The organism is Alistipes sp. HGB5 (assembly GCF_000183485.2).
GTDB lineage: Bacteria > Bacteroidota > Bacteroidia > Bacteroidales > Rikenellaceae > Alistipes > Alistipes finegoldii.
Map to the genome: position 1 here is coordinate 1 of NZ_AENZ01000079.1, position 21,531 is coordinate 21,531.

Below are 21,531 nucleotides of genomic sequence, written 5' to 3' on the forward strand. Positions count from 1 at the left end.
TTTAGTTAATAAAAAAGGGTTTTGTTATCGTTTTCGTTGCATTTGCGATTCGCTTCCCTGCCGCAGACCCCTGCAAGGCCGTTTTCCGAAGGGTCCGTAAAAGCAGAGAGGGATACACCTCGTCCGGAGTATCCCTCGTTACTTATATTATATAGCCACGATGATCGAGTTTCGTTCGTTTTCGCACGTTATAAAAGCCCCCCCCCGCGTATATGCGGAAAAGGTGCGAACAGACCGATATATTGACTAAGTCAGCCATAAGTTTCATAGCACAAATATAAATCAAATATTCCGACGCCGCAATAGAACATGCGAAATTTTTATCAAACAAATTTTCAGTGCGTTGCCGGGGCCGCCGGAGGGGCTTCCGGCACGTTCCTTGCGCCCGCTGCGGCGTATGCGGAACTTCAGGGAAAGATACTGGCGCTATTCGCTTTTCGTGCTGATCCTCGGACTGGGGATCACGATCTGCATCGAGCTGACTCCGTTTCTGGGCGGTCTGCTCGGTGCGGCGACGATCTACGTGCTGCTCCGGCGGCAGATGCAGGTCCTGACGGCCTGCCGCCGCTGGCGGCGCAGTCTTGCCGCCTCGCTGCTGCTGGCCGAGGCGGTGCTCTGTTTTCTGGTCCCCATCAGCCTGATCGTCTGGATGGTGGTCAATCAGGTGCAGGACATCACGCTCCGGCCCGATTCGATCATTACGCCGCTCAAGCACATCGCGGCGCTCATTCACGAGAAAACCGGCTACAACCTCTGGCAGGAGGAGAATATCTCGTCGATGATCGGCATGATTCCCAAGCTGGGGCAGTGGGTCGTGTCGAGCATTTTCGATTTCGGGGTCAATATCGTCGTGCTGCTGTTCGTGCTTTACTTCATGCTGATCGGCGGCCGCCGCATGGAGGAGTACTGCCGCGAGATACTTCCCTTCGACAGCTCGGTGAGCGGCAGCGTCATGCGCGAAGTGCATATGATCGTCCGCTCGAACGCCATCGGAATCCCCCTGCTGGCCGTGGTGCAGGGTATCGTGGCCTACATCGGCTACCTGATCTTCGGCGCTCCCAGTCCGCTGTTCTGGGGCGTGCTGACCTGCTTTGCGACGATCATCCCGATCTTCGGCACGGCGCTGGTCTGGCTGCCGCTGGCCGGATACATGGCCCTTGCGGGCGAGTGGGGGCCGGCCGTGGGGTTGACGCTGTACGGCGGACTGGTGGTGACGCACGTGGACAACGTCGTGCGTTTCGTGATGCAGAAGAAGCTGGCCGACACGCACCCGCTCGTGACGATCTTCGGCGTATTCATCGGCCTCTCGCTCTTCGGGTTCATGGGCGTCATCTTCGGTCCGCTGCTGCTTGAGATGTTCGTCTTCTGCGTCAATATCTTCAAGAAGCGCTACCTCGACGGCACGCCTGATAAACAGCTCTTTGTGCCCGGCGGCGCTGTTAGGGCGCATGGCCCGGAAGCCCCTGCGGGGCGGGGTGTTTACGAAAAGTAATCTTTTCGGTCGTTTTTTGTGAAAATTCCGTGCAAAATAGTTGGAATTTGAAATTGTTTATTATCTTTGTTATTGGAATAACAGTAAAGACGGGAAACAAGAACCCTTAATTCAAATATCACAATGGCGAGAAATCTCAAAATCAGAGACCTTACGTTGCGCGACGGACAGCAGTCCTCGTTCGCGACGCGCATGTCGCAGGCGCAAGTAGACCGCTGCCTGCCGTACTACAAAGATGCAAATTTCTATGCGATGGAGGTCTGGGGCGGTGCCGTGCCCGACTCGGTGATGCGCTATCTCAATGAGAATCCGTGGACGCGTCTGGAGACCATTCACAAGGCCGTCGGCAACGTGTCGAAACTCACGGCCCTGTCGCGCGGCCGCAACCTGTTCGGCTACGCTCCCTATCCCGACGACGTGATCGACGGCTTCTGCCGCAACTCGATCGAGAGCGGGCTGGGCATCATGCGTATTTTCGACGCCCTGAACGACGTGGACAACGTCAAATCGACGGTCAAGTACGTCAAGCAGTACGGCGGCATCGCCGACTGCGCGGTTTGCTATACGGTCGATCCGAAATACCCCGAACCCGGTTTCTTCGCCAAGCTCATGGGCAGGAAGAGCCACGAGCAGGTCTTCACCGACGCCTATTTCCTCGACAAGGCCAAGCAGATGGCCGCGCTGGGCGCCGACATGATTACGATCAAGGACATGTCGGGTCTGATTCCGCCGCGCCGCGTCGCCACGCTGGTCAAGCTGTTCAAGAAGAACATCGACATTCCGGTCGATTTCCATACCCACTGTACGCCCGGCTACGGCCTTGCATCGGTGCTTGCGGCGATCATCGCCGGCGTCGATGTCGTCGATACCAACTGCTGGTATTTCGCCGAAGGCACGGGCGCCCCGGCCATCGAGCTGGTGCACGTCTTCTGCAAGAAGCTCGGTGTCGATACCGGTGTGAACATGGAGGCCGTCGCCAAGATCAACACCCAGCTGCGCGAGATCCGCAAGGAACTCAACCAGTCGGTATTCGGCACGGAGAAACCCGAACCCAAGCCTTTCAATCCGCTCACCGACACGCTGCCCGCCGAGATCGACGCGCTGTTCGACAAGGCGATCAAGGCCGCTCAGGCCGACGACGAGGCCGCGACGATCGACGCCTGCCGCAAGATCGAGGCTTACTTCGGCTTCCCGGCTCCCAACGAACTGGTGCAGAAGGCCGAGATTCCCGGCGGCATGTATTCGAACATGGTGGCCCAGCTCAAGCAGCTCAAGGCCGAGGATATCCTGCCGCGCGCCATGGAGCTGATTCCGTCGGTGCGTCTGGCCGCGGGTCTGCCGCCGCTGGTGACCCCGACTTCGCAGATCGTGGGCGCGCAGGCCGTGAACTGCGCCCTCGACGAGAAGGCCGGACGTCCGATGTACACCAACAAAAGCTCGCAGTTCGTGGGGCTGGTGAAGGGCGAGTACGGACATACGCCCGTGAAGATCGATCCCGAATTCCGCTTCAAGATCTGCGGCGTCCGCGAGGAGACTCCCTACGATACGTCGAAATACCAGATGCAGCCCAATCCGGAGCTTCCCGAAGCCGGCGGTGTGAAACTCGCCGCCAACGAAAAGGAGGTCCTGCTGCTCGAACTCTTCCCGCTGGTCGCCAAGAACTTCCTGACGGACATGAAGGTCAAGGCCTACGCCGCTTCGAAGCCCGCGGAACCCAAGGCCGAGGAGAAGAAGGCCGAAGAGAGTGTTGCGGCCGCCATTACGGGCAATACCGTTACGGCGCCGCTGCCCGGCCGCATCATCGAATTCAAGGTGAAGGTCGGCGATACGGTAAAAGCGGGTCAGGAAATCGTTGTTCTCGAAGCCATGAAGATGGAGAACTCCGTGACGACCGATTACGCCGGCACCGTCAAGCAGATTCTGGCGCATCCCGGCGACAACGTGGCCACCGACGCCGTGCTGGTCGAGATCGTATAGTTCCCTCCGGCCTGTTTATCCGAAGAAAAGCTGCCCGCGTTCTGCGGGCGGCTTTTTTTGATTGCGGATTCGGTAAATATCGCTATATTTGTTCCATCGATTAATTTAACCTCAGATTTATGGCATTTTTCAAAGAATTCAAGGAGTTTGCCCTCAAGGGTAACGTGATGGACATGGCCGTCGGCGTAATCATCGGCGGCGCTTTCGGCAAAATCGTGTCGTCGCTGGTGAATGACATCCTGATGCCGCCGATCGGGGCGCTGATCGGCAATACCGACTTCTCGCAGCTGCGGCTCGATATTTCGAAGTTCCGCGACATGACTTCGAGCGCCGTGCATGCCGTCGGCGACGCCGTGACGGGCGGAGGCGAGACGGTGGCGCAGGCCGCCGCAGAACCCGTCTACTGGAATTACGGCGCTTTCATCCAGCAGTGCATCGACTTTACGATTCTGGCGTTCTGCGTCTTCATGATGGTGAAATTGATGAACCGCCTGATGAAGAAGAAGGAGGAGGCCCCTGCGCCCGCCGCCGAACCGGTGCTGTCCAAAGAGGAGCAGCTGCTCACCGAAATCCGCGATCTGCTCAAAGAGCAGAAGAAATAGGGGATATCATCCCGAAAAGAGGAGTCCGGCCTATTGGTCGGACTCTTTTTTGTGCGAGTACTCCTGCAGTACGTAGGTGGTGAAGATCGGGAAGAACATCATGCCCAGCGAGGGGAGCAGCACGCAGAATATCTTGCCGATGGCCGTCACGGGGAATATCTCGGCCCCGACGGTCGTGACGTTCATCCACGCCCACCACAGCGCGTTGCCGAAACCGTGGAGCTTGCTGTTCACGAGTATTTCGTAATCGTAGAAGACCAGCGCCGAAATATAGGTGAAGACGACCACGGTGAAGATGTAGGCGAAGAAGAGTTTTCGGACCTTGTTGTCCACGAGCCACTGCACCACGATGTAAAATGCGAGGAACGCCCGCATCAGCGGCATGATGCCGATCAGCATGGCCCAGTAGCGGGGGAGTTCGGCGCCGCTCCAGTCGATGATGTTCAGATAGGGTATCGAAATCAGCAGTACGAGGAAATTGCGGGCGAAGAAGCGGCCTTTGCGCTCCGAGGCTGCCCACCGTACGAAGAAATCGCATAGGAAAAGGATGCAGACCACGAGCTGGATGATCAGGTAGTTGCGTGAAAAGTGCATGTGGTCGCCGGCGATTATTTCCCACGAAATGGCGGCGAGCAGAACCACTCCAGCGATTACTTTGAGGATGCTCAGGCAGTTACGGATCTCCGTGCGTGTAGATTCTGACAGGGACATATTTTCGGTTTACGTGTACTGGGCTCAAAATCAGTGCCAAAGCGTCTGAATGCGAATTTTTCGTCGATTTTTTGCCCGAAGATTTTGCACGATCGAAAATTTCTATTACCTTTGCACTCGCTTTGATAGCAATGGCGGGTTAGCTCAGCTGGTTAGAGCGCATGATTCATAATCATGAGGTCCCGAGTTCAAGTCTCGGACCCGCTACCATGAAAATCAAGAGGTTAGAACAATCGTTCTAACCTCTTTTCTTTTTGCGTGCATGCAATTTGCATGCAACCGGAATTTAAACCCCCATCTCACATTTTCAGGGGTGTCAATCAGAATAAGGCAAGAACAGGATTCTCAATTAACCCTATTTCTATCATATGTTGTTTCTGCTCTTGAGTTAAAATTGGTACAGCGATAATTAGCAAGTGCTTTGCTCTTGACGCTGCTACATATCCTAATCTTTTATATTCAACATTATTCGAATTAAACCATTGCTCAAAATGGCCGCCTTTTGAGTGTTTGTCTTTTTCTGATATTAAGAGTACCGAATCGAAAGTTTGCCCTTTAGCATCGTGAATGGTTGTAATGGGCAATTCATTAATATTGTTCATTGCCTCCAAATATAATAATACTTCTTCATTACCATATCCATTTGGTAATCTTTTTGTTTTCGCATTGTCAATATTATCAGAACATTCCGGGAAATCATTCTTTAGTTTGTCAAAATATGTACGAGCTTTTCTAGCCCATTCACACCACTTATATTTCTGCCCTTGTAGGTTTTCAAATGGGAATAATAAATCATCTATTCCCGCAAGAATGTTCATAATTAGTTTTCTCCACGTTAATGACTCAAAATTGGAAGGACAAAAGAAATCTCGCTTATTGCCATCTCCGTTATAGCAGACTTGACTTAAATACTTACCAGCATAATATATTGAGAGTTGAGTATCTGTTTTTGTTTTTGCTGTTTTTTTCCATAAGTATATAGCCATGGCTAATAAGGTGTAAGGATTATTCTCATCTATCATGTTACCCATGAACTTATTTCTAAAATTATTACTCCGGACCAATATACTACTATTGCATGGGGCTATATCACTTTGTTTCAAAAAATCAACATATCTCCGAGGAAGAGTAAAAAGCGTATCATCATCATATTCCCATACTAACACGCTTCTATCAAATAGTGCTTGTCTTTTTCCTTTTATCGGAGGATTACTTGGTATAATATGGGAAAAACAATTAACTATGGATTGATTACTTCTATAATTATCTGTCAATGATAACTTGACTATATCATTTCGTCTAACATATTTAAGTAAATATTCAGGATTAGCTTGTCTAAAACCATATATAGATTGATTGATATCTCCTACAAGGATTAATCTAGTTCCATTTTCTCTTAAAATACTCAATAACTCAATTTGTACAGGAGATAGGTCTTGACACTCATCAATTATTATTAGCGGAAATCGCGTTGCTAGTCTAGTAGCGATTTCTTTTCTTTGCATTAATAATTTAAAGCAACAATTTTCTACGTCTTCAAATGTAAAGAACCCCTTTTCATTAAAGGCGTTCTTCGTTTTCATAAACGATTCATATACTTTTTTATTAGTTAACCAATCTTTATCAGCGCGATAGGCCCTAAAGGCATCACTATTCAAATAATCGCTTAGAGAAACCTTTGCTCTGTCAATGATAATAACAAAATCTTGGGAAATACAATCGAAGTAATACTTATTAGCAAAAATAGGTATCGTTCTCGTTGCTGTTATATATCCTGTCTTGCAACAATATGCATTAAGAAAATTTGCATTACTACCAACCTCAATAATAGAAACTTTATGATTCTGAACATCAGAGGTACAAAAAGGAATAAATATATAATTATAAATCCAACTATCTAAGGTTCCAATAAAATGAGGGTGGCTTGAGGCACGATTACCTGCATATTTTTCGATTCGACTTTTTATTTCACCCGCCGCTTTATTAGTAAATGAGATAATGCAAAATCCACAAAACACTTCTTTCCAAGTTCTAATTTCATATGCAGATTTCAATCCTATTACCTCTGTTTTGCCAGCACCGGGACACGCCTCTAAATAACAACTATGACTGATATCATGCAGAATAAAATCGAGTTGATTCTCTGATAGCTTTTCTATTTCAGGATCATTCGTATCTATTGACAAGCCTAATTGCTCGTATATTCTATTTCGCTTCTTTTTCATCATCCTTATTGATATATGGTTCTACCAACCAATCCAAAGCGTTTTTAATATATGTGGGCACTATTAGTCTGATTTCTTCGTTAACCATTTTTAACGCTAATAATTGGGCAAATTCACCTTTCGTTATAAAGGTCCCATTTTCAATAGTATCTAGGAGAAATTTGGCTGCTTCAGCTTTTTCCGTGAAAAATGCTTCCATATTCTCTTTATCAGTATCACGCTCTTTTTGAATCCAATCTATAGTAGAATATTCTGTGGCTTTCCTTTTTGTTGCCCCATTTGTATCTATCTTTTCAAGTAGAAGGTTAAATAATGGAATAATATTCCCTGTCTCAAGAGCTAAATCATATTCAAATGTTTTCAAGTTTGTAAATAACCGTGCATTTTTTGAGTTCTGCTCCAATTGTTTTATCATAAACAAAAGTCTATTGTCTCCTTCTGCATATTTTATTGGGGCAGTATCTTTAGGAGGATCATTATCTGTTATTCCTGCACAACGCACATTTATACTAGCACATCTGGTAAGTTCACCTTCCTTTTTAATTGTATATCCTCCAAATATTTGCATGAAATAATCAAAATATACACCCCCTATATTTATTATTGATATACCAAAATCTTCGAGAGTGTTTAGTTCAGACTTTAATCGCCCCTGACGGATTAGGTCTGCAAAATAAACTTTTGCCAACTCAGGGAGTAGTAACATTTCAGCAATACCCTCAACAAATAATACATTTTTTGCAAACAGTAATGCGCATTTTGTAGTGTCGAGCCATCTCGAAAGAAAAAACTTACAATTATCATTAAACCCACACTCACTTAATGATATATAATCTGGATTCTTGCCTAACCCTGTACATGACAGTACCTTCACATTATCGATACCCACGGCAGATGCTACTATGGAAGAGTGAGTGGTTATAATAACCTGAATATTAGCCTCTTTAGATTTGCTAGATATAAAATACAACAACTTTGATAATAATTGAGGGTGCAAGTGAGCTTCGGGCTCTTCAATCAACAGAATCTTATGTAATGTTTCATTTTTGCTCAAACCCTCTAATTCAGCTAATACTGTCGCTAAATACAAAATATTATTGTGTCCCAAACTATTCTCATTGAGGTCTCGAAACATTTCATACTCATTGACCTTACCAGCATTGGGGATTATAGGATAAAATAATAGCCGTAATCTTTCAACAATACGATTGAAGTTAATTTCAGCAAACTGGATCATAGCATCTTGACCAAAAATGGTTCCCGCGCTTTCAATTATATTTCTTTTAATTGTCGCATCGACTTTTTTTATAGTTTCATCCTCTAAAAGTTTTTGTTGAAATGTACTGAATTCAGTCTCAAGAGGATGTTTCTCTCCCTCAGGGATAGCAGGACTTAAATTTTTAATTAATCTTGCTAAACGTGAACCCTTATACGATTCTAATTTTTCAAGAGCGTTTCGAAGAGGGGGAAGATATATACAATGAATTGCGTCAAGAAGATTCCACTCAAAAATACCGGAAGCGATCTTATTCCCCCATATATTCCGCTTGTATCTACCTTTGTTATCTTGTTTGTTTTCAGCGTTGAAATTAAGCAAGGCTTCTATCATATTATCTGGATTAATCCATGGCAGGTATGCTACTTGCTCAACGTCCGATAATTTATTAAACCGTGCAGATATCTTAATATTGTCACTGCCTAAACTTTTAGCAGGTTTATCAAATGGTCGATGAAAATCAGATGCAGAAATACCTATACGCCCATATTCGTCTTCATTTAACAGAAGCCTTATTGCGTCAATAATAGCAGATTTTCCCGAACCATTTTCTCCAACAATTACTGATAATCCCTCATTAAAAGTTGCGCGAAAATCGCTTCCAAACAATTTATATCCGCTGATATTAATTTCAGATAAATACATATTAAATCGCTTGTTTGATGATTACTATCTTCAAAGTTAGTGAAAAAAGTTGCTAAATATCTACAAGATATAAATGATATGAAAATTATTTGGAAATCCCGGCTACTATCCGTAGTTTTGTTACGACATACATACACGGAAAGTGTAAGTTTATTCTTGAGCTGTGAACGTAGGAAATTCACTTTTAGGAAAGAATAAGCCGACATCTTCCCGCGTCGTATCCATCCATGGATATGGGCGTGGGGCTGTTGCTTATTTTAATAAATCAGTTGATAAATATATCAATCTGACAAACAGACTTTTAAGAAGATTTTACAGGGGTTTTAGTAACGATTTGGAGAATGTGCGAAATTCGCTACTTTGCGTAATCATCTTGTCAAATAACCCTTGTCAAAAACAAAGGTAGGAATTTTCTTTGAACTTGCAAAAATATTCGATTTAAGTGCTAAATACAAAACGAAGGCACGAGGTTATGAGCCTCGTACCTTCTTCCCTTTTATTTCTTGTTACCGTGTTAGATGGCTTTGATGACGAATGGGCAATAAGATTAAAATGGTTTTCTGCAAATTACGAAAAATAATTGATATATAGCCTATTTTCCGGTAATAAAAATGTAGCGACGGTGTTTCACAACTCTGTCGCTACCGCTACAACTAAAACAAGTTTTTAACCTTAATTTTTATCTTCATTACAAATGAATACAAAATAGTTGATATTTGCAAATCATCTGTCCGTTTCCGGTACGAGCCATTCGGGGGCATGAAAAAATGGTATGCCGCATGATAGTGGTCGGAAATGCGCCGGAGCCCGATTCGGATGTGTCGGATGGAAAAAAGGACTCCGTCGTATAACGACGGAGTCCCGGTTTATGAGTGAAACGGATCGGCGGGGTTAGAAATTGCCTTTGTCCTTGCGGTCCCACCACAGACGGGTGCCACCGGTGTCGCCGTCGCCTTTCACTTCGGAAGATTCAGCCTTCAGCAGCTGGATGGCATTGTTCACCTCGACGGTGTTGGAGCTCAGTTCCGTTTCGTTGTACAGCAGGCGGCGCGGGCCGAGCTGCGTGTCGATGATCGAGGGGGCCAGATTTTGCTTCGGACGGAAGAGTTTGGGGTAGCCCGTGCGGCGGTAATCGGCCCACGCTTCGGTCGAGAGCGGGAAGTTGGCGATCCATTTCTGGGTGATGATGCGTTCGAGCTTTTCTTCATTCGAAGCGCCTTCGTCCCACTTCACCGTGATACTGGTGGTCGGATCGGAGTTGTATTCCGGCTTCCACGGGTCCGTATAACCCTCAGGTGAGGAGGTATCGTCGTTGATGTAGCTGCTGATAGCCGCATCGTCGATAGCCGCCCAGTCGGGGGCCGTCAGTTTCTTCTCGGTCCATGCTGCCGCGGCGTCGGACTGTCGGTAGCTCTTCTGGTTGCGGATGGAAACCTCGATACCCTTTTCATAGAGTTCCTTTACGCTCTGCTGCCCGGCGTCGGTCCAGCGAAGTTTGGCTTCGGCGCGCAGGAACCAGCCTTCGGCGGCGAACATGATGGGCTGCGGCGTCGCATATCCGCCGGCCAGAAACGAGTAGTAGACGCGCTGGTTGTCGTTGCCGCCGTTCTTATTGCCCAATTCGCAGCCTACGGGAACTCCGATGTATTGCGCTCCCTTGCGGATCAGGATGTCGCTTTCGTTGTATATGTCCTCGTTGTTCTGGTCTTTCTCGCCTGTCGGTTCGGCGGTCTTCTTGACCAGATGGCGGACGTTGGTGGTGAAATAGAGCGGGCGGCGCGGGTCGTTGTAGCCGTTCATGAACGCTACGATCGACGAACCGATGCCCGAATCCAGCCAGTCCATCATGCGGCGCAGTTCGTTCGAGTAGGACTTGTTGATAAGGATGTCCTTGTCTTCGAGGACTCCGGCCTGAATGGCTTCCTTGGCGTATTTTTCAGCATCGACGGGGTTTACCTTGACGATGCGCAGCGCCATGCGCAGCTTGAGCTGGTTGGCGATCTTCTTCCAGAGCGTGCGGTCGCCGTTGCACCAGCAGTCGAACGATGCGAGACCTGCGGTCTCCGTATCCAGTCCTTCGAGCGCTTTGTCCAGCTGTGCGAATATCGCCTTGTAGATATCTTCCTGTTTGTCGTAGGCGTAGCTGCTGGGGCGTTCGGCCAGTTCGTCCGCTGCGAGGACCGACGAATAGGGAACCGGGCCGTAGGTGTCGGTATACTGGAGCAGGTTATACGCTTCGACGATGCGGGCTACGGCTGCGAAGTCATGCTGTCCGGCGGCGTCGCACTGTTTGATCAGCCGGCGGGTGTTGTTGAATATTTTCTGCATGAAGTTCTCGTGCATGCCGCCGCAGAACCCGCGGGCGAGGTCGTAACGCGCCATCGTCCAGTTGCTGTGCGGCACCTCGAAATAACCGCCGTAGTTGTCGATCGACAACGAGGTCCAGTACTGGAACAGGTTCTGGTGGGTGGGGTAACTGAACGAGAGGGGAGTGGAGAACTGCGCTTCGAACGGCAGTTCTTCGGGGTCGATCTCGTAGGGATTGGTGTTCAGCTCTTCGAAATCTCCCGTACAACTTCCCAACAGTGCGAGGGGAAGCGCCATTGCGGTAACGTTTCTAAGAATATTCTTGAGTTTCATAATGTGTAAACGCTTTTGATTAGAAATTCAGTTTCACGTTCAGACCGAAGCTGCGCGTGGTCGGCAGGTTGAAGACATCGAAGCCTTGCAGGCCGTTGCCCGTACCCATCGACACGTCGGGATCCATCGGGGCGTCTTTGTAGAAGAAGAAAAGGTTGCGGGCGATGAACGCAAGGGTCAGGTTCTTCGACTGGCCGAACAGGTTACGGAAAGTGTAGCCCAGCGAAATCTCGCGCATACGGACGTTGGTCGCGTCGTATACGTAATCCTCGACGTTGTAGACCGAGTTGAAGCTTGTCGCGCCCACCACGTCGTAGTAAGCCTTGACGTTCGAGAATTTGATGCCCTCGCGCATCACGTAGCCGCGGTCGCGCGCCCGGCCCGTGCGTTCCGATACGCCGTATCCGTCGAGTGTGGCCTCGGTCATCGAAACGACCTTGCCGCCGATGCGGAAGTCGATGAGCATGCTCAGTGTCAGGTCCTTGTAGCGGAACGTGTTGTTCCAGCCCATGTTCCACTTCGAGTTCATGTTGCCCATGTATTTCAGGTCGGAATTCTGCTCGCCGCCGTTTACGGGGATCTGGTAGTCGGCGCCTTCGGGGGTTTCCGTCACCAGTTTGCCGCTCTCGTCGCGTTTGAGCGTGCGGACGTAGAGGTCGCCATACTGGCCGCCTTCATAGAGGATCACTTTGGCGCCGCCCAAGTTGGAGACCGTTACGCCGTCTTGGATACCGTCGAAAAGCTCGATGATCTTGTTGTCGTTGTACGAGAGATTCAGATCGGTGGACCATGTGAATTCGTTGCCGAAGTCTTGGAACCAGCCGGCCGTCAGTTCGAAGCCTTGGTTCTGGACGTTGCCCGCATTGACGAACTGCGATTTGTAACCGCTCTCCCACGGCAGCGTCACCTCGAAGTACTGGTTCTTGGTGTTGGTCTTGTAATAGGTGGCGTTTACGTGCAGACGGTGCTGGAAGAACTCTCCGTCGAAACCGACCTCGAACGAGTGGGTCTTTTCGGGTTTCAGCGTGCGGAACGGCACCGATTTGGGCGGGTTGATGGCGCCTTGGTCGCCGTAGGTATAGCGCGGATTGGTCTTGTAGACGGGGACGTCGTTGCCGACGATGGAGTACGAACCGCGGAATTTGAACAGGTCGATATTCCGGCCCATGTCCACGAAACGGTTGAGCAGAAGGCTGGCGCCCACCGAAGGATAGAAGAACGAGTAGCCGTCGGTGTAAGCGAGGGCCGACGACCAGTCGTTACGGGCCGTCACGTCGAGGAAGAGCGCCTCTTTGAAGCCGAACGTGACAGCTCCGAAGACCGAGTTGAGCCGTTTGCGCTCCAGTCCCATGGTCGTGCCGTTCTTGTAGAAATTCGACGGGTTGAAGATGTTGGGATAGTAGGCGCCGCCGTTGCCCGGAGCGACGAACTTGCTCTGCTCGTAGAGCAGGCTCACGTTGTTCGAACGTGTCTGCATCATGCTGGTGCCGAGGGTGGCGTTGAGCGAGAAATCGTCCCACGTATGGTTGTACTGGGCGAGCAGGTCCGCATAGAGCTGTTCGCTGAAGTAGCGGTTGTCGTCCATTTTGCCGTAGGTGTATTTATTGCCGTAGGACGACGCGTAGTGGTTGCGTACGTAGTGTTCGTCGGCGCGCTCGTAGCGCATGCGGCCCGTGAGCGAAAGTCCGTCGATGATCTGGTATTTGATCGATCCGCCGAATTCGTAGCGGTTGCGTTCGACGACGGGGCGTTCGCGGTTGAGCAGCCAGTAGGGGTTGCTGTTGGTCTCGTCGGTGGTAGTCACCCAGTTCTGGACGTTGGCGTTGAGCTCGCCGTTGTAGGTCTCGAAGTTGCTTTTGTAGCCGTTCCAGTCGCCGCCGCGCGGGAAGGTGTAGGTGCCGACGAGCGGGTTGAAGACGAAACCGCCGGCCGGCTGGTTCGAGATGTGCTGGTTCACGTATTTGGCGTTGAAATCGACCTTGATGTGGTCGTTGAAAAGGTCGAAACCGACTTTGGCGTTGAGCGTGTGTTGCGAGTAGTCGTTTTCAGGGGTGATGCCGCCGGATGTTACGTTGCCGTAGGAGAAGTAGGCTCGCAGGTCTTCGGCGCCGCCGTTGATCGAGATCGAGTTGTTGGTCGTCCAGCCCGTACGGAAGAACTTCTCGGCGTAATCGGGAGCCTTCGACGCGAGTTTGTCGCCCCAACTGTATTGGCCGTTCGCCCCGTATGTGTTCTGGAATTCGGGCAGCGAGAGCGGGGTGTCAATGGTCGTGTTGCTCGATACGTTCACCGCCAGACGCCCTGCCATGGCCGATTTGGTCGTGATCATGATGGCGCCGTTGGCGGCTACCGCACCGTAGAGGGCGGCGGCCGACGCGCCTTTCAGCAGGGAGATCGAGGCGATGTCGTCGGGGTTGATCGTAGACATGGCGTCGCCGCCGTCGCGCTGGGCGCCCCAGTTGCTGTCGACCTGATCGGACGTGATGTTCATCATCAGGGGGACGCCGTCGACGACGACCAGCGGCTGGTTCGAGCCGTTGATCGACTTGTTACCGCGGAAGAGTATTTTCGACGATCCGCCCGCGCCCGTCGAGTTCGGGGTAATCTGCAGACCGGCGGCCTTGCCCTGCAGCGCGTTGATCATATTGACCGACTTGATGTCGGCCACGTCATCGCCGCCGACCGTTTCGGCAGCATAGGAGAGTGTTTTCGACTGACGTTCGATACCCATGGCAGTCACTACGACTGCGTTCAGCTGGTTGGCGGTCGTCGTCATCAGGATGTCCAGTGTCGTCTGACCTGTGTAGGTCACCTCGTAGGGGTCGTATCCTACGTAGGTTACTTGCAGTACGTCGCCGGGCTGCAACCCTTCCAGACGGAATTTGCCGTCCATGTCGGTTGTCGTTCCGCGCGTCGTGTTCTTCACAATCACCGTTGCTCCGAGAAGCGGCCCGGAGTCGTCTTTGATCAGGCCTTCAAGGGTGCTGCCCCCCCCCCTCCTGCGCGTAGGAACGCAGAGCGGTAGCCGGCGCAATGAGGCAAAAGGACGTCATCAGAGCAAAGCAGATGAAAAGTGCTCGGTTGGTTAATTTCCTCATAAATAAGTGGGTTTTAGTTGAACAAGAGTAAAGATTCCGGAGTGACGCCGTATCTTTGGTTTGATAGAAAAAGCAGTGTTATAGCGGCATATTTTAATGTTAAAAAGTAGTGTTATGAAATCAAAGATAAATATATTTTAATTAAATATCAAATTATATATTAAAAAATAATACGTGAAGTTCAGTATGTCCATAATGATATTTCGATTGTTTATTTCATTATAAATATATTGAATTTCAGCAAAATACACAAATGTCTTTGTATAAATTTTACGCATGATTTATTCGTGTTATGTTAAAAATATTAACGGACGTTATACGGATAATCATATTTGCAAATTATTCTCGTTGTTATATTGAAAACCATCTCCGCTAATTGGTGAGGAGTACTCTGCGTTTTCCGATGATTTACGCCTAACTTTTTACGCTTCGTGTCGGCACGAATTTCTTTCGACTGATCCTCGTCCTCGGTTTTTTGGCTATGGGCTGGATTTCGGCAGACACTTCGGCTTTAGGCTTCCGCCCCCGCCTTTTTGGAGGCACTACCTGCAGGCAGTCTATGGCTTTCAGCCGCTCGTATTCCTCGCGCAACTCGTCGATGATCCGTCGGTTGTTGCTTGCAATACAATCGCGCAGGAGTTTTACATCTTCGCGGCTGAATCCGTAATGTTTAATCGTTTCGCGCGTCAGTTCGAAGGGCGCGTTTTCCAGAACCGCCCGACGGCACAGATAAGCCAACAAATGCGGATATTCCGTTACGAAAATTTCTACCGTCAGCTCCTTGCGGCTCGTAGCGCAGAAACGCTCCTCCCCGTTGAAAGGGTTCTCCATCAATTCCCATTCGGGAAACTTCGTGGCCCATTGCTCGCGAAAAAAATAGGCATTGAAATTAACCCGGAAAGAATCGATGCGGCTGTCGAAGTTTTCGTAATTGTCGTTAAACTCCGCAACTGAAAATGTCTTTTCGTCGGGATGGCTTTCTTCATCGTCCAGCGTAATCCAAAATACCGATTTCGGAGCACCGCACAAGATTGCATAGACAAAATGCGCCTTCTTTTTCAGATCATCGAAAAATTGCCGGATGTCGCTTTTGCGGATGTCGCAATCCAAACAGTCTTGAAGCAGATTCCCCAGCGTATAGGATTTTTGTGGCATGGTTCAGTAGTTATGGGTTTATAGAACAATTCTTAAACGTACGCAAAGGTTATAGGCACTTCGAGAATACAAAATAAAGGGACGACCGAATTGTAATTGCAATAAAATAACGATTGTCTGTTAACTAATCGTGGTTGGTCATCCCTTTTTCTATTAAAAAGACAATGCCAAATACGTTAGGCGATGGTTGTGTGACAGTGATGATGTAAGTCCGTATCGAGTTTCGGCATTGCATTTAACAAAAATCTTAAATTATTGTGAGAATACAAAATATATCGTAAAAAAACAGGTGCGGAAACAGTAAAGTCAGTAGTGGGAAAATATGAAGCTAAGATTCGAGTATCCCGCACCCGTTATCGTAAAATTGAAGTATCGAAAAAGAGGGGCGGTAACGGACTGGTACGCCTCACACCACGATAAACGAAAAAGAGCATCCTTCGGCTTATCGTTTCCGTCCGCCCCCTCGGCTTCCGAAACGCGAGCCTATGGAGGCAGGAGATTTCGGAAGCATTGTTACAGAAAAAGCAGGAACCGCAACGGACTTACTTGACATGATAGCTACATCACTTCCCTTGTCACTCTCTTTTTTAGCGGTTCCTGCATGATGAAAAACGGGTGCGGGACTGTCGATGAAAAAAATAGTGACGCAACTTCGACATGAAGAATTCCAATGTCCCGCACCCAGTTCGGAGAACGGCCCGCCGTTACCAGATTTAGGTGCCTTTAAAGCGGGATTATTATCGACGGCGAGCGTTCTCGTTACAGCGAATGACGGCGCCCCACCCCGCACCGACCGAGGGTCGGCGGAACGTGATTCTTTCCGATTGGGAGTATATGGCCGTAACATCGTATTATTAAGGGTTCGTTATTAAAATCCTCGTTCCGGCCTAAACACATAAAAAAGCACGGAACGCAGGTACAGCCCCAACGGTCGGCCTTGCGAGCCTTGGATTGGTAACTGCCCTTACGCCCGTGCCCGCCCACGGCACAAAGCCGCAGGCATGACAAGGGTTTCAGACAAATTTTACACCAATCCTAAAACCTATTATATCGCTATAATAGTCGCAAGTTTACCGCTGGTATAAAGGTTGTCCTAACCTTATGAATATGTTACGGCTATGGCGCCGTTTTCATCCGCAAAGGTAACATATCTTTTTCAATTTTAGTTATGCGACCCGACTGATGCCATAAAAGAATGACGAAACGTGAACCCGGCTCTGAAGAACCCCGCTGTCCTTTACAAGAAAGGTATGCGGCTTGCGTTACTTACGCTGCGTAGGTCGTAGGAAACCCGTCTGACTTCGTAACACAAGAGGCCCACGCCCGTCAGGTGTAGTTGCCTTAAATGTACTGCCCCGTCAAGGCGTGGTACGACCCGACAAGGACTCTCTTGTTGCCGCAGACTGTAAATTTCCTACGTTTACGCAAACAGCAACGCGATTCACGCCTTTACAGCGGATCGCTTGTCCCAAAGGTAGCACAAAAAATTCGAATCCGCAATATGTTGCGGGCACTTTTTGTGCCGTAGGGTTTATGCCGCCCGAATAGCCCATGTTCTGGCTTTAACGGAATACGCCGTCCTAAAACAACAACGGGACGGCCTTTTGGTTCCGTCCCGCTCGTGGTTACATCTTCATCCCGCGCCTTTGCTCCGTTTGTTCGATGTCAATTCCTATCCGCTCGTAAAACTCCTTTCGTTGCTGTCTGAACCACTCGTCGCAGTCCTTTCCGTTTATGGTGAACTGGAACCCGCTCGGCCCGTCCTTGTCGGGTTTGAATTGGAGAATGACATCGTTCGCCCGAAACGTATGATTATACCTTATCGAATGCAGCTCGCCCGTATATCTGTAAGGTTGCATCGTAAACAACGCTTTGGTCCGCTCCTTGTCCAACCCGACATCCTTGCAGTAATTTTCCCATTTCAACAGCCCCTTTACATAGGGACACAACTCATCGACACGCATCAAGGCTTTTATGACTTGTTGTGCTTCCTGTTTAAGGTTGGCCACCTCTTTATCGTGTCCGGCCTGCATGGTCTTGATCTCTTGTTGCAGTTGCCCGATGCACTTATCCTTGTCGGCAATTACCCCTTGCAAATCTGCAATCTGTTTTTCATACCTCGCGGGCTTGGGGTCGTGGAACAACGCTCCGATCCTTTCTACGGCTTTCGTCGTGGCATCCACGGCCACGCCTTTGAGTTTGTCGGTCTTGATCTCCCGCCGCGTCTGTGCCAACTCCGTTTCGGCTTTCTCCAATTCTTCTTTCTTCTTCCTCCGCTGTTCGTCGATAATGTTGCAGTCTGTCTGCGCGGCTCGTTGCTGTGCTTGGAGTGCGGCAATATCTACCGTGAGCGTCTTTTGCTGTTCTTTCAGATTCTCGATCTGTTCGGCCATTTCATTTTTCCGGACGAACACCTCGCGGTAATACTGCTGCGTGGAAATATGTTTTGCTTCCGATCCCTCGACGCCGCGTTGCAGTCCGTATTTGGCCATCGCTTCGGCATAGGTGGTCTGGTAGGCTTTGAGTTTGTCCCGTGCCATCACATCGTCGGCACATAGACGCGGGCGGTCTTTCTTAGTGCGATAGGTTCTCTTTCCGCTTTGGGCGTTCTTCTCCCGCTCCAGCTTGGCCTTTCTGCGTTCGCCCCGTGTGATCGGCACGACGGTCGCGTGTATATGTGGTGTTTTCTCGTCCAGATGCAGGACTGCCGACACAACGTTTTCCTTTCCGAAGGTCTTTTGCAGCCAGCCGCAGGAATCCTTGGCCCAAGCATCCAACTGTCCGGCCTGCCGGATACGCTTCATATCTTCGGGGCTTCCGGAGAGCATGACACGCAACGCCCTTACTTGGTTCTTTCCGATCTTGCGTTCCAGTCCTGCATTGTCCAGCCGGTGCTGGATCGCTTCGGTACGGTTGGTAACTCCTTTGGGGAACTCTACTAATTCTTCGTTCAGGTAGGTAAGTGTCGTTATGACGTTGGCGGGTGTTATTCTCCGCTCGACGTGTCCCGACATGGCGGCGTCCGTTCCGGCTGCCTTCTCGATATGCAATACGACATAGCCCATAGCGGTATAGTTTCAGGTGGTTTGGATAATCTGTTCTCGGCGGCATCGGAGCGAAGCGGATAAGGATTCGGAGTTGTCCCGGCCGTCCGGCTTGCGGAGTTGCCGCCGCAAGGGGTGTCCAGAGGGGCGCCGCCCCTTTGGCCTAATGGGGCATTTTCAGCGTTGCGGAGCAATGCGGAAAGAAAATGCCCTAATAGGCTATGCCTTTTGTAAAAAGGCGCGGGCGCGAAGCGGCCGATGGGTGGGCGACGGTGCCGCCGTCATGTCCGTCAGCAGGGGAAGCCGATGAAAGCGAACCGACGGCCCGGAAGCCCGTGCCCCTGTGCGCCCGGAGGGATCCTCCGTAAATCCCGAAGGGCGCACAAGGGCGGAAGGGCTGTTACTCCGCCAGACGGTATTTGTCGCCGAGGCGTTCGGTGAGCGCCGACATGTCGCGGCTTATCTTTTCATTGGTGATCTTCGCGTAGATTTGGGTGGTCTTGATGTTCGTATGCCCCAACAGGCAGCTGACGGTTTCGATAGGCATACCCTGCGAGAGCGTGATGGTTGTGGCGAAGGTATGCCGCGCCATGTGGAAGGTCAGTTTGTTTTTAATGCCGCATTGCTTGCCGATCTCGCGCAGGATGTCGTTGCAATGGCAGTTGCACGGCATATAAAAGACATGGTTGTCGAGCCGCTGATCCGCGTATTTCTCGATGATGCGTTTGGGAATATCCAGCAGGCGGATACGGCTTTCGGTATTGGTTTTCTTACGTCGCGTGATGATCCACAGGTTACCGTCGAACATAGTTTGAAGGTTGTCCGTGGTCAGCCCTTTCACGTCGGCATAAGCCAGCCCCGTGAAGATGGAGAAGACGAACAGATCGCGGATGCGGGCATGCGCCTTGTTGGCCGTTTTATAGTTCATCACGGCCTTGATCTCCTCTTGCGAGAGATAACCCCTGTCCACGCTTTCGGGAGAGTTGATATAGCCCGAAAACGGGTTGAACGGCAGGCGCCCGTCGTTGCGGGCAATGGCGACGATATGTTTCAAGACGATCATGTAGCCCCACACGGTATTTGTGCGGCATTTCTTCTCCGTGCGCAGGAAATACTCGAAATCGTTGATAAAGGTAAGGTTCAGTTCTTTCAGCGGGATGTCCTCCCGGTGGTAGGTATGGGCGAGGAACTCCCGCACGCGCTTACACACGCAGCAGTACTTTTTCCATGTGGCGACCTCACGGTTGAAACCCACCTTTTTCCGGTATTCGACATTGTGCTGTTCGAAGAGTTTCAACAGCGTTTCCTGCTTTACTCCGATACCGAGGTAGGCATCCCGCAGTTTGGCGGCCGTGACATAGCCGTCCGACTGCATCAACTCCTGATAGCGGCGGTTCACCTCGACGCGGATTTTATCGACGGCAAGATTGATTTGCATGGCCTCGACGCTCTTGCCCGTCGCCCGGCCGTTCTTGACATCCCATAAACGCGGAGGAACGTCCATTTTGCAACTGAATTGTTTGACCTCGCCATCTACTGTAAGACGGCACATCAAAGGCAGATCGCCGTTGGGGCGGGCGCTGCCTTTCTTCACGTAAAATAAGACCCGAAACGTGCTTCGCATAATAAACCCGATTTTTGGTTACAAAGTTAATACCTGTCGGGCCGTTTGTCAAGATGTAAAATTGTGCAAAACACAGAAAAAGAATGTGTTACGCTTCAATAGCGAAGTAAATTCCGCGTAATGATCTGGTAACGATTCTTTGTCGGCGATAGGCTGTAAAACCGTATCGAACCAATTTCCGCATAACGCAAATTAACGCGCTATTAATTACAAGCCAACACTTTACACCTCTCGTTGCGCTATCCTGCTAATCCGCTGAAAGTTTATTTTATACAACTCAATGCATTTAATGTAAACTTTCCGTTATATATGATTTCTGACTTTTTATTCAGAATCAACATAGTCGGATACTTAGTCACACCTAAAATTGTTGTTGTATAGCCGTTGCGTGCGGTGTAAAGACAAGGGAATGAATGTGATATCTCGTCAATAATAGCTAATTTGTTTTCATTTGGTGTCCAGACATAAACTGCATACAATGAAACGTCTTTTTCGGTCTTAATTTTATCATATAGTATTTGTAAATCAGAGAGTATGTTTTGGTCTTTACTGCTGCATGCATCCCAAAAGAGCAAAATAATATATCGCCCCTCAAATTCTGATAGGTCGATCTTTTCATTTGTCGGAGTGGAAAAAATAACAGGCTTCAATATCCGGTTATAGCCCATTGCATTAAATTTTACTTTTTTTGTGAATGCGTCATATACCGGAACAGATAATATATAGCAAACCAGCAATGAAATTAACGCATATGCAATGCGAGCCGTGTTTGTTTTGCCGTAAAATAACACCCAGCCGGCAAATATTCCCAAATCCCATATGATCAGAGTGGGCAGTGATAGCAGTGCTGATTTGAAATGTGTTATTTGAGTCAGAAAGAATAAAAGATCTAAGAATGATATACCTGCTAATATAGAGATTAAGACATATGCGATTTTTAACTTGCCTTCATATTTATTCAGGCAAAATATTGTCCAGATACTTATTATGATGGCTCCGATGAAAGAACTTATAGAAAAGGCTGATAATTCTCCATACATTA

Annotated in this window: 12 protein-coding genes and 1 tRNA gene; 4 read left to right on the forward strand and 9 right to left on the reverse strand. The window is 49.2% G+C overall.

The window, feature by feature from the left end; genetic code table 11:
• Positions 1 to 397: 397 nt before the first annotated feature.
• From HMPREF9720_RS13920 to mscL, 3 genes are all read left to right on the forward strand, one after another.
• Entirely contained in the window at positions 398 to 1,492 is a 1,095-nt protein-coding gene (locus tag HMPREF9720_RS13920; RefSeq protein ID WP_175282421.1) for an AI-2E family transporter, read from the forward strand.
• 123 nt (positions 1,493 to 1,615) lie between these two features.
• Positions 1,616 to 3,469, forward strand: coding sequence for a biotin/lipoyl-containing protein (locus tag HMPREF9720_RS13925; protein WP_009599020.1), 1,854 nt, complete (start codon positions 1,616 to 1,618; stop codon positions 3,467 to 3,469).
• A gap of 119 nt (positions 3,470 to 3,588) precedes the next feature.
• Positions 3,589 to 4,071, forward strand: a complete 483-nt coding sequence (gene mscL, locus HMPREF9720_RS13930) for a large conductance mechanosensitive channel protein MscL (protein ID WP_009599015.1) — start codon at positions 3,589 to 3,591, stop codon at positions 4,069 to 4,071.
• Positions 4,072 to 4,101: 30 nt separating this feature from the next.
• On the opposite strand, the gene HMPREF9720_RS13935 is transcribed toward mscL, so the two are convergent.
• Positions 4,102 to 4,782, reverse strand: coding sequence for a potassium channel family protein (locus HMPREF9720_RS13935; RefSeq protein WP_039940835.1), 681 nt, complete (start codon positions 4,780 to 4,782; stop codon positions 4,102 to 4,104).
• Between the two features lie 133 nt (positions 4,783 to 4,915).
• Between HMPREF9720_RS13935 and HMPREF9720_RS13940 the strand changes: the two genes are divergently transcribed.
• A tRNA-Met gene (locus HMPREF9720_RS13940) sits at positions 4,916 to 4,992 on the forward strand.
• 110 nt (positions 4,993 to 5,102) lie between these two features.
• Here HMPREF9720_RS13940 and HMPREF9720_RS15295 read toward each other — a convergent pair.
• From HMPREF9720_RS15295 to HMPREF9720_RS13980, 8 genes are all read right to left on the reverse strand, one after another.
• On the reverse strand, positions 5,103 to 7,010 hold the full coding sequence (locus HMPREF9720_RS15295; RefSeq protein WP_083817629.1) for an ATP-dependent helicase: 1,908 nt from the start codon (positions 7,008 to 7,010) through the stop codon (positions 5,103 to 5,105).
• Complete coding sequence (locus HMPREF9720_RS13950; RefSeq protein WP_009599017.1) at positions 6,988 to 8,928, reverse strand: ATP-dependent nuclease; 1,941 nt, start codon at positions 8,926 to 8,928, stop codon at positions 6,988 to 6,990. Before HMPREF9720_RS13950 ends, HMPREF9720_RS15295 begins: the two co-directional genes overlap by 23 nt.
• Before the next feature lie 891 nt (positions 8,929 to 9,819).
• Positions 9,820 to 11,568, reverse strand: coding sequence for a SusD/RagB family nutrient-binding outer membrane lipoprotein (locus HMPREF9720_RS13955; protein WP_009599018.1), 1,749 nt, complete (start codon positions 11,566 to 11,568; stop codon positions 9,820 to 9,822).
• A 19-nt stretch (positions 11,569 to 11,587) separates the two neighbouring features.
• Positions 11,588 to 14,602: a SusC/RagA family TonB-linked outer membrane protein gene (locus tag HMPREF9720_RS13960; RefSeq protein ID WP_009599014.1), complete on the reverse strand. Its 3,015-nt coding sequence runs from the start codon at positions 14,600 to 14,602 to the stop codon at positions 11,588 to 11,590.
• Between the two features lie 478 nt (positions 14,603 to 15,080).
• Complete coding sequence (locus HMPREF9720_RS13965) at positions 15,081 to 15,821, reverse strand: hypothetical protein (RefSeq protein ID WP_009599008.1); 741 nt, start codon at positions 15,819 to 15,821, stop codon at positions 15,081 to 15,083.
• A 1,625-nt stretch (positions 15,822 to 17,446) separates the two neighbouring features.
• Positions 17,447 to 18,886 carry a MobV family relaxase gene (gene mobV / locus HMPREF9720_RS13970; protein WP_009599016.1) on the reverse strand — a complete coding sequence of 480 codons (1,440 nt, stop codon included), beginning with the start codon at positions 18,884 to 18,886 and terminating at the stop codon, positions 17,447 to 17,449.
• Positions 18,887 to 19,265: 379 nt separating this feature from the next.
• Positions 19,266 to 20,489 (reverse strand): site-specific integrase, encoded by a 1,224-nt coding sequence (locus HMPREF9720_RS13975; protein ID WP_009599012.1) that lies wholly within the window; start codon positions 20,487 to 20,489, stop codon positions 19,266 to 19,268.
• 263 nt (positions 20,490 to 20,752) lie between these two features.
• The coding region (locus tag HMPREF9720_RS13980; protein WP_009599007.1) for a peroxiredoxin family protein at positions 20,753 to 21,531 on the reverse strand (779 nt) is incomplete at its 5' end.

Excerpts from the sequence above, each read along its gene's own strand:
- HMPREF9720_RS13955 (WP_009599018.1), bottom strand. The coding sequence starts at position 11,568 with ATGAAACTCAAGAATATTCTTAGAAACGTTACCGCAATGGCGCTTCCC.
- HMPREF9720_RS13920 (WP_175282421.1), top strand. The coding sequence starts at position 398 with ATGCGGAACTTCAGGGAAAGATACTGGCGCTATTCGCTTTTCGTGCTG.
- HMPREF9720_RS13925 (WP_009599020.1), top strand. The coding sequence starts at position 1,616 with ATGGCGAGAAATCTCAAAATCAGAGACCTTACGTTGCGCGACGGACAG.
- HMPREF9720_RS13950 (WP_009599017.1), bottom strand. The coding sequence starts at position 8,928 with ATGTATTTATCTGAAATTAATATCAGCGGATATAAATTGTTTGGAAGC.
- mobV (WP_009599016.1), bottom strand. The coding sequence starts at position 18,886 with ATGGGCTATGTCGTATTGCATATCGAGAAGGCAGCCGGAACGGACGCC.
- HMPREF9720_RS13965 (WP_009599008.1), bottom strand. The coding sequence starts at position 15,821 with ATGCCACAAAAATCCTATACGCTGGGGAATCTGCTTCAAGACTGTTTG.
- HMPREF9720_RS15295 (WP_083817629.1), bottom strand. The coding sequence starts at position 7,010 with ATGATGAAAAAGAAGCGAAATAGAATATACGAGCAATTAGGCTTGTCA.
- HMPREF9720_RS13975 (WP_009599012.1), bottom strand. The coding sequence starts at position 20,489 with ATGCGAAGCACGTTTCGGGTCTTATTTTACGTGAAGAAAGGCAGCGCC.
- HMPREF9720_RS13935 (WP_039940835.1), bottom strand. The coding sequence starts at position 4,782 with ATGTCCCTGTCAGAATCTACACGCACGGAGATCCGTAACTGCCTGAGC.
- mscL (WP_009599015.1), top strand. The coding sequence starts at position 3,589 with ATGGCATTTTTCAAAGAATTCAAGGAGTTTGCCCTCAAGGGTAACGTG.